10 protein-coding genes are annotated in these 9,166 nt (G+C 69.1%); 9 read left to right on the plus strand and 1 reads right to left on the minus strand.

From position 1 onward, the window contains the following. Positions 1–50 precede the first annotated feature (50 nt). Positions 51–1,340, plus strand: coding sequence for a L,D-transpeptidase (locus AWC16_RS11490; protein ID WP_276062515.1), 1,290 nt, complete (start codon positions 51–53; stop codon positions 1,338–1,340). A gap of 95 nt (positions 1,341–1,435) precedes the next feature. Here the strand turns inward: AWC16_RS11490 and AWC16_RS11495 are convergent, their stop codons facing one another. Further along, the gene (locus AWC16_RS11495) at positions 1,436–2,197 is read right to left on the minus strand and encodes an SDR family NAD(P)-dependent oxidoreductase (protein ID WP_085264872.1); all 762 of its coding nucleotides are present in this window, start codon (positions 2,195–2,197) and stop codon (positions 1,436–1,438) included. Positions 2,198–2,406: 209 nt separating this feature from the next. On the opposite strand from AWC16_RS11495, the gene AWC16_RS11500 reads away from it, so the two are divergent. The 8 genes from AWC16_RS11500 (at position 2,407) to AWC16_RS11535 (ending at position 9,071) form a co-directional block, all read left to right on the plus strand. Continuing rightward, entirely contained in the window at positions 2,407–3,690 is a 1,284-nt protein-coding gene (locus AWC16_RS11500; protein ID WP_085264873.1) for an ROK family transcriptional regulator, read from the plus strand. Positions 3,691–3,712: 22 nt separating this feature from the next. Next, positions 3,713–5,050, plus strand: a complete 1,338-nt coding sequence (gene mshA, locus AWC16_RS11505; RefSeq protein ID WP_207572307.1) for a D-inositol-3-phosphate glycosyltransferase — start codon at positions 3,713–3,715, stop codon at positions 5,048–5,050. After that, entirely contained in the window at positions 5,047–5,568 is a 522-nt protein-coding gene (locus AWC16_RS11510) for a type III secretion system chaperone family protein (RefSeq protein ID WP_085264931.1), read from the plus strand. Before mshA ends, AWC16_RS11510 begins: the two co-directional genes overlap by 4 nt. A 99-nt stretch (positions 5,569–5,667) precedes the next feature. Next, complete coding sequence (locus tag AWC16_RS11515; protein WP_085264874.1) at positions 5,668–5,835, plus strand: antitoxin MazE-like protein; 168 nt, start codon at positions 5,668–5,670, stop codon at positions 5,833–5,835. Then, entirely contained in the window at positions 5,832–6,212 is a 381-nt protein-coding gene (locus AWC16_RS11520; RefSeq protein ID WP_085264875.1) for a type II toxin-antitoxin system PemK/MazF family toxin, read from the plus strand. The genes AWC16_RS11515 and AWC16_RS11520 overlap by 4 nt, the downstream gene beginning before the upstream one ends. Before the next feature lie 47 nt (positions 6,213–6,259). After that, on the plus strand, positions 6,260–7,018 hold the full coding sequence (locus tag AWC16_RS11525; protein ID WP_085264876.1) for a phosphoglyceromutase: 759 nt from the start codon (positions 6,260–6,262) through the stop codon (positions 7,016–7,018). A 129-nt stretch (positions 7,019–7,147) separates the two neighbouring features. Then, positions 7,148–8,332, plus strand: coding sequence for a sensor histidine kinase (locus AWC16_RS11530; protein ID WP_085264877.1), 1,185 nt, complete (start codon positions 7,148–7,150; stop codon positions 8,330–8,332). A 55-nt stretch (positions 8,333–8,387) separates the two neighbouring features. Further along, complete coding sequence (locus tag AWC16_RS11535) at positions 8,388–9,071, plus strand: response regulator transcription factor (RefSeq protein ID WP_085264878.1); 684 nt, start codon at positions 8,388–8,390, stop codon at positions 9,069–9,071. The last annotated feature ends 95 nt before the right edge of the window (positions 9,072–9,166 follow it).

Here is a 9,166-nt window from a genome sequence, read left to right on the forward strand (position 1 = left end):
ACATCGCAGGTGGTCAGGCCCGTCGGCCGGTATCTTGGGATGCCGTGGACCTGAACCGGCGACGGGCCTTGGCGGCGTTGGCGGCCGGGGTACTGGCGCCGAACGCGTTGGCGGCCTGTCTCGGCAGACCCGGGAAGAACGCCGCCAGCGCACCGCCGCCGGAGCCGGTCCTGACGTTCCAGCCGGCCCTGGACGACGGGGCGGTGACCGAGGTGCTGCCCACCGCCGCCGTCGGGGTCACGGTCGGTGACGGGTGGTTCCAGCGGGTAGCGCTGACCAACCCGGCCGGCAAAGTCCTCAGCGGAACCTTCAACCGGGACCGCACCCGCTACACCGTCACCGAACCACTGGGCTACGACGCCGTCTACACGTGGAGCGGCTCGGTGGTGGGCCGCGACGGCAACGCCGTGCCGGTCCGCGGAACCGTCACCACGGTGACTCCCACGGCCATCATCGACGGGGGCTTTCAGCTCGCCGACGGGCAGACGGTCGGCGTCGCGGCGCCGGTGATCCTGCAGTTCAACGGGCCCATCGCCGACAAGGCGGCCGTTGAGCGGGCGCTGAGCATCGTCACCGAGCCGCCGGTGGAGGGCGGCTGGGCCTGGCTGCCCGATGAGGTGCAGGGGGCCCGGGTGCATTGGCGCAGCCGTGAGTACTTCCCGGCCGGAACCACGGTCAGCGTCGACGCCAAGCTGTACGGCCTGGCGTTCGGCGACGGCGCCTACGGGGCCCAGGACATGTCGCTGGAGTTCTCGATCGGGCGGCGCCAGGTGGTGAAGGCCGAAGTCTCCTCGCACCGCATCCAGGTGATCCGCGACGAGGGCGTGATCATGGACTTTCCGTGCAGCTACGGCCAGGCCGACCAGGCGCGCAACATCACCCGCAACGGCATCCACGTCGTCAGCGAGAAATACGCCGACTTCTACATGTCCAACCCGGCCGCCGGCTACAACAACATCCACGAGCGCTGGGCCGTCCGCATCTCCAACAACGGCGAGTTCATCCACGCCAACCCGGCCAGTGCGGGCGCCCAGGGCAACACCAACGTCACCAACGGGTGCATCAACCTGTCCACCGAAGACGCCGAGCAGTACTTCCACAGCGCGATCTACGGCGACCCGGTCGAGGTGACCGGCAGCTCCATCGAGCTGTCCTACGCCGACGGGAATATCTGGGACTGGACCGTGGACTGGGACACCTGGGTCTCGATGTCCGCGTTGTCGGCGGGTGCTTCGACTTCGCTGCCCAGCGCCGCGCCGGCCACCCCGACCGACGCCCCGACACTGTCGGGCACCCCCACCACGCCGCCGCCGACTGCCCCTACTCGACCCGGCGGTTAGCCAGGCTCGACGAAGGAGAGGCGAAGCTGGACCGCCGCATCAGACCCGGCGGTTAGCGAGGCTCGACGAAGGAGAGGCGAAGCTGGACCGCCGCATCAAACCCGGCGGTTAGCCCGCGTCGCGCTGGCCTGGTCGCGCGGACGGATCACGATCTGGTCGAGGTCGACGTGCGGCGGCCGCGACGCCACGAACCCGATCACCTCGGCGATGTCCTCCGCCGTGAGCGGAGTCAGGCCGGCATAGACGGCGTCGGCGCGATCGCGGTCCCCGCCGAAACGCACCAGGGAGAATTCGGTATCCACCATGCCGGGGGCGATCTCGGTGAGCCGCACCGGCTTTCCCAGCAGCTCGCCGCGCAGCGTGCGGTGCAGTGCGCTCTGGGCATGTTTGGCCGCGGTGTATCCGGCGCCGCCGTCGTAGATCTCGAACGCCGCGATCGAGGTCACGGTGACCACCAGGCCGTCGCCGGAGGCGATCAGCTGCGGCAGCAGCGCGCGGGTCACCTGCAGCGTGCCCAGCACGTTGGTCTCCCACATCCACCGCCAGTGCTCGAGGTCGGCCTGGTCCACAGGTGCCAGGCCCTTGGCCCCACCGGCGTTGTTGACCAGTACGTTGATCGAACCGTCAACCTGATCGCAAACTTCGGCCAGCGCGGCGACCGCGGCCGGGTCGGTGACGTCGGTCACTACCGCGGTGCCGCCGATCTCATCGGCCAGCGCGGCGATCCGGTCCGCGCGGCGGGCCGCGACGATAACGTGAAAGCCTTGCCCCGCAAGAGTTCTCGCGGTCGCCTCGCCTATTCCGGAACTGGCGCCGGTGACCACGGCGGTGCGCTGGTGTTGGGCAGGTGTCGTCATCGACCCAACCTTAGTGACCGTGATACATTCCTCAGTTATGTACCGCAGTGCCCGCTTTCTGACAGCGGTCTGTCTTGTCGCCGACGGCGCGTGTTGTCACGCGTGTCGCTGCGCCTGACCTGCTGCGAAGTAACTCCTTGAGAGAGTCCGCCGGGTCGCAGGCGTAGCCAAGCCCCCATTCGGACTCTTGTAGACAAGGACACCGCAGCGTGCGTACCACCTCCCTCACCGCTCACCTGGCCAGCCACCGCAACGGCCGGCCACGCTCACATCCGCGCGTCGTCGCGCCGGCCCTGCACTTGGCCGACACCGCCGGCGCCGAGGTCTTCGCCGCCGTGCGCCAGCACGGCCCGATTGCCCGCGAAGCCATTGCCGGCGCCACCTCGCTGAGCGTCGCCACCGTCAACCGCCAGGTCAGTGCCCTGCTGCAGGCCGGACTGCTGCTCGAGCGCGCCGACTTGGCGACCTCCGGCGCGATCGGGCGGCCGCGTCGGCCGGTGGTGGTCAACCACGAGCCGTTCCTGACTTTGGGACTGCACATCGGGGCGAAGACCACCAGCATCGTGGCCACCGATCTGCTCGGCCGCACACTCGACGTCGTCGAGACGCCGACCCCGAACAACGGCGCGGGCCCGGCGCTGGCATCCTTGGCCGCCAGCGCCAGCCGGTACCTGACCCGCTGGCAGAAGCGCCGGCCGCTGTGGGTCGGAGTCGCGACCGGTGGGGCGGTGGAAGGTGCCACCGGCCACGTCGACCACCCGCGGCTGGGCTGGACGGCCGCCCCCGTCGGCCCGGTGCTGGCCGAGGAGCTGGGTCTGCCGGTGTCGGTGGCCTCCCACGTGGACGCGATGGCCGGCGCCGAACTGCTGTTCGGGGTGCGGCGGCCGACGGCCAACAGCGCCACCAGCCTCTACGTCTACGCCCGGGAAACGGTCGGCTACGCCCTGGTGATCGGTGGGCGGGTGCACAGCCCGACCAGCGGCCCCGGCACCATCGCCGGGCTGCCGGCGTTCTCGGAGCTGCTGGGCGGCTCCGGGCACCTGGAATCCACCGTCAGCGACGAGGCGGTGCTCGCCGCGGCCCGTCGGCTGCGGATCCTGCCCGACGGCAACGGCGCCGCCTCCTCGGCGGTGACCGGTCTGGTGCGCGAGGCGCGGGCCGGCGACGAGCGGGCCCGCGCGCTGCTGACCGAACGGGCACGTGTGCTGGGCGAAGCCGTGGCACTGCTGCGCGATGTACTCAACCCCGACGACCTGGTGGTCGGCGGCCAGGGTTTCACCGAATACCCGGAGGGCATGGCCGAGGTGGAGCGGGCGTTCACCCAGCGGTCGGTGCTGTCGGGGCGCAACATCCGGGTCACGGCATTCGGCAACCGGGTTCAGGAGGCCGGTGCCGGGACGGTGTCGCTGGGTGGGCTCTATGCCGATCCGGTCGCCGCCATGCGCCGCTCCCGCGGCCCGGTCGCCCGCGCGGTCCCGGAAGTGTCGGCCTGACCCAACCTGTAAAGATGGCGGGGTGGGCTACGGCGTTGGAGGCGTTGGATCCGAAGTGCACCGGGTAGCGCTGCTGTCGGTCCACACCTCGCCACTGGCCCAACCCGGCACCGGCGATGCCGGCGGAATGAACGTCTACGTCCTGCAGAGCGCGCTGCACCTGGCGCGCCGCGGGGTGGCCGTGGAGATCTTCACCCGGGCCACGTCGTCGGCCGATCCGCCGGTGCAGCACGTGGCACCCGGCGTACTGGTGCGGAATGTGGTGGCCGGGCCGTTCGAAGGCCTGGACAAGAACGACCTGCCCACTCAGCTGTGTGCGTTCGCCGCCGGGGTGCTGCGCGCCGAAGCCGCCCACGAGCCGGGCCACTACGACGTCGTGCACTCCCACTACTGGCTCTCCGGCCAGGTCGGCTGGCTGGCCGCGGACCGGTGGGCGGTGCCGCTGGTGCACACCGCGCACACCCTGGCCGGGGTGAAGAACGCAGCGCTGGCCGCCGGAGACACCCCAGAACCGCCGCTGCGCGCGGTCGGCGAGCAGCAGGTCGTCGACGCCGCGGACCGGCTGATCGTCAACACCGACGATGAAGCGCGGCAACTGGTCGCACTGCACGAAGCCGACCCCCGCCGGATCGACATCGCACATCCCGGGGTGGACCTGGAGGTCTTCCGGCCGGGAGACAAGCTGCAGGCCCGGGCGGCGCTGGGGCTGTCGGCGACCGAGCAGATCGTGGCGTTCGTCGGCCGCATCCAGCCACTGAAGGCGCCCGATGTCCTGCTGCGTGCGGCCGCGAAGCTGCCCGGGGTACGCGTGGTGGTGGCCGGCGGACCGTCGGGCAGCAGTGGGATGGCAGCACCGGGCGGGCTGGTTCGGCTGGCCGCCGAACTGGGTATCAGTGACCGGATGACGTTCCTGCCGCCGCAGTCTCGCGAGGACCTGGCCACCCTGTTCCAGGCGGCCGATCTGGTGGCGGTGCCGAGCTACTCGGAATCGTTCGGCCTGGTCGCGCTGGAGGCGCAGGCCTGCGGGACGCCGGTGGTGGCCGCGGCCGTCGGCGGGCTACCGGTGGCGGTGCGCGACGGCGTCACCGGACGCCTGGTCGCCGGGCACGGCATCGAGCAGTGGGCAACCGCCATCGACGAACTGCTGCGGCTGGGTTCCGGGCCGCGCGGGTGGGCGATGCGCCGCGCCGCGGTCAACCATGCGACGACGTTCTCCTGGGAACGCACCGTGGATGCTCAGCTGGCCAGCTACACGAGCGCGATCGAAGACTTCGCCGCGGCCCGGGGCGAGCGGATGCGGGTGCTCGGATCGGCTCCCCCGCCCCGTTGGTGGCCGGCGCGGCGCGGGGCGCGTGCGTGAACCCCGACGACGTCCGGCAGCTCATCGAGGACACCCTGGACGCGGCCGAGCTGACCTACTCGCCGGTCCCGGGCTCCCACGGGGGTCTGCCGGGGCTGGTGGTGGAACTGCCCGGCGAACGCAAGCTCAAGACCAACACCATCCTCAGCATCGGGGAGCACTCGGTGCGCGTCGAGGCGTTCGTCTGCCGCAAGCCCGACGAGAACCATGTCGGGGTCTATCGGTACCTGCTCAAGCGCAACCGTCGGCTTTACGGGGTGGCCTACACGCTGGACAACGTCGGCGACATCTATCTGGTGGGCCGGATGGCGCTGGCGTCGGTGACCGCCGAGGAGATCGACCGGGTGCTCGGGCAGGTGCTCGAAGCCGTCGACTTCGACTTCAACACGTTGCTGGAGTTGGGATTTGCGTCCTCGATCCAGAAGGAGTGGGAGTGGCGGGTGTCCACCGGGCAGTCGCTGAAGAACCTGCGGGCCTTCGAGCATTTGATCGACAAGGATGACGACGCCACACCGTAGAGCGGTGAATTGCACGAAACTGCGTTTCATGCAACGGTTGAGTATGTCCACGTCGACGCAGCGCGCCAGCGAATATCGTCGCAGGATGCGTGAACAAGGATGCGTGAACAGGGGTACCGCCCAGTGCAGATCTGGGTTCCTGACGTGCGCTCCGCCGAATTCGCCGCAACGGCGCGTCGAGAGGCACTCGCGTTAGCCGCTGCGGACCGCAGCAGTGACGACATGGAATTCGTCGAAGCGATCGCAGATTCGGCCGCCGACGAGTGAATCGCGGCGAGCTCTGGACCGTATCGGGCGGAGTGTATGCCGGCAAACCGCGTCCGGCGCTCATTGTGCAGGATGACTTGTTCTCGGAAACGGAGTCGGTTGTTGTCATCCCGCTGACCACGACGGCGGTGGCCGACTCGGTGATAGCGCGAGTTGCGGTGCCGACCGCAACCGGAATCGCGCAGCCGAGCTTCGCCATGATCGACAAGATCACCGCGGTACGTCGGTCGAACCTCGGTACGAAGATCGGCCGTGTCCATGCGGCGGTCCCACCTTCGGCTCTCCTTCGTCGAGCCTCGCTGAACCGCCGGGTTCCCGCCAGCCTCATGGTGGAGATCGAACGTTCGCTGATGGTGTTTCTCGGTGTCGTCTCCTGACACCGCCCCAGCCGCTGGGGCCCTTCCCGCGTGAGACACTGACCGGCATGTCTGACACTGCCACCCTGGTGCTGCTGCGCCACGGCGAGAGCGAATGGAACGCCAGCAACCAGTTCACCGGCTGGATGGACGTCAACCTGACCGACAAGGGCCGCACCGAGGCGGTGCGTGCCGGCGAACTGCTGGTCGAGCACGACCTGCTGCCGGACGTGGTCTACACCTCGCTGCTGCGCCGGGCGATCACCACCGCGAACCTGGCCCTGGACGCCGCCGACCGGCACTGGATTCCGGTGCACCGCACCTGGCGGCTCAACGAGCGCCACTACGGCGCCCTGCAGGGCCTGGACAAGGCCGCCACCAAGGCCCGCTACGGCGACGACCAGTTCATGACGTGGCGACGCAGCTACGACACCCCGCCGCCGCCGATCGAGCCCGGCAGCCGTTACAGCCAGGACACCGACCCCCGCTACGCCGACATCGGCGGCGGTCCGCTGACCGAGTGCCTGGCCGATGTGGTGGCGCGTTTCCTGCCGTACTTCACCGACGTCGTCATCCCGGACCTGCGTTGCGGCAAGACGGTGCTGATCGCGGCGCACGGCAACTCGTTGCGGGCGCTGGTGAAGTACCTCGACGGAATGTCGGATGAGGACGTGGTCGGGCTGAACATCCCCACGGGCATCCCGCTGCGTTACGACTTGGAGGACCTGGGCCTCACGCTGCGCCCGAAGGTTGCCGGCGGGGTCTATCTGGACCCGGAGGCGGCCGCCGCCGGGGCCGCCGCGGTGGCGAGCCAGGGTGCCAAGTAGCCGTCCCTGGCCGCTTAGTGTGAATAACGGGTGGAGATCCGGTGAAATCTTCGCTCAGAATTCACGTTCGGCGCACGTCAAAGTCGAGCGCTGGTCAGACGGCGCGGCCGGACTGCGTACGATTTTGCCGTGGCTGCGACCTCGGCCCTGACGCTCGCTGCGGTGTCGGCGATCCCGGCGCTCGCCGCGGGCGTGGCGGCCGGTATCTGGCTGTCGCCGTGGCTGGCGGAGCGGCGCCACCGGGTGGCCACCGAACGAGCCGGGATCACCGTCTCGGAGATGCTGCAGCAGATCGTCGCGCACGCCTCGCTGGGAATCGTGGTCGTCGACTCCCACCGCGACGTCGTCTACCTCAATGAACGCGCCACCCAGTTGGGAGTGGTGCGCGGCCGGTTGCTCGACGACGGTGCCTGGGAGGCCGCGCAACGAGCGCTGGACGGTGAGGAGGAGGTCGGCTTCGACCTCTCGGTGGCCAAACGGGCTCCCGGGGCCACCCGGTCGGACCTGTCGGCGGTGCGCGGGTACGCCCGGCTGCTCTCCGAAGAGGATCGCCGATTCGCGGTGGTGATCGTCGACGACCAGTCCGAGCAGGCCCGGATGGAAGCCAGCCGGCGTGACTTCGTGGCCAACGTCAGCCATGAGCTCAAAACCCCGGTCGGGGCGATGGGACTGCTTGCCGAGGCACTGCTGGCCTCCGCCGACGACCCCGAGGCGGTGCGGCCGTTCGCGGAGAAGGTGCTGGTGGAGGCGAACCGCTTGGCCAGCATGATCGGTGAGTTGATCGAGCTGTCCCGGCTGCAGGGGGCCGATCCGCTGCCGGATCTGAGCGTCGTCGACGTCGACGGCGTGGTGAACGAAGCGATCTCCCGGCACAAGGTGGCGGCCGACAACGCGGAGATCACGATCACCACGGACGCTCCGAGCGGCTTCCGGGTGCTCGGCGATGAGCCGCTGCTGGTCACCGCGCTGGCCAACCTGGTCTCCAATGCGATCGCCTACTCGCCGCACGGTTCACCGGTGTCGATCAGCCGGCGCCGCCGGGACGGCTTCATCGAGATCGCGGTCACCGACCGCGGCATCGGTATCGCGCCCAAGGACCAGCAGCGTGTCTTCGAGCGGTTCTTCCGCAGCGACAAGGCCCGGTCACGGGCCACCGGTGGCAGCGGGCTGGGGTTGGCGATCGTCAAGCACGTGGCGGCCAACCACAACGGCACCATCACGCTGTGGAGCCAGCCGGGCACCGGTTCGACATTTACCTTGGCGATTCCCGCCTACCAAGGCAGTGTGGACCAGGAGAAGGAGGAGCAGCGCTGATGACACCCGCTGTCGACGATGCAGAGCGTAAGACCGATGTGGAGGAGCAGCGGCGATGACACACGTCTTGATCGTTGAGGACGAGGAATCACTGGCAGACCCGTTGGCGTTTCTGCTGCGCAAGGAGGGCTTCGAGGCCACCGTGGTCGCCGACGGAGCCGCGGCCCTGGCCGAGTTCGACCGGGCGGGCGCCGACATCGTGCTGCTGGACCTGATGCTTCCGGGCATGTCGGGCACCGATGTCTGCAAACAACTGCGCGCTCGGTCCAGCGTGCCGGTGATTATGGTCACTGCCCGCGACAGCGAGATCGACAAGGTCGTCGGCCTGGAATTGGGTGCCGACGACTACGTGACCAAGCCGTATTCCGCACGCGAGCTGATCGCCCGGATCCGGGCGGTGCTGCGCCGCGGCGGCGACGACGAGGGCGGCGTCGGCGAGGGTGTACTGGAATCCGGTCCGGTGCGCATGGACGTCGAACGGCACGTGGTCATGGTCAACGGCGAGCAGATCACTTTGCCGCTCAAGGAATTCGACCTGCTCGAATACCTGTTGCGCAACACCGGCCGGGTGCTCACCCGTGGCCAGTTGATCGACCGGGTCTGGGGCGCGGATTACGTCGGGGATACCAAGACGTTGGATGTCCACGTCAAACGACTTCGGTCCAAGATCGAGGCCGACCCTGCCAACCCGGTGCACCTGGTTACCGTGCGCGGCCTCGGCTACAAGCTGGAGGGCTGAACCAGCGCCACTTGTAAATGGGGTCACCTAACTTGCTCGTCGGATCGTAGTCGCCGAAAATCAGCGGATTGGACGTCCGGCTTCTTAAGGTAGCC

This window comes from Mycolicibacter longobardus (genome assembly GCF_002102265.1).
Taxonomy (GTDB): domain Bacteria; phylum Actinomycetota; class Actinomycetes; order Mycobacteriales; family Mycobacteriaceae; genus Mycobacterium; species Mycobacterium longobardum.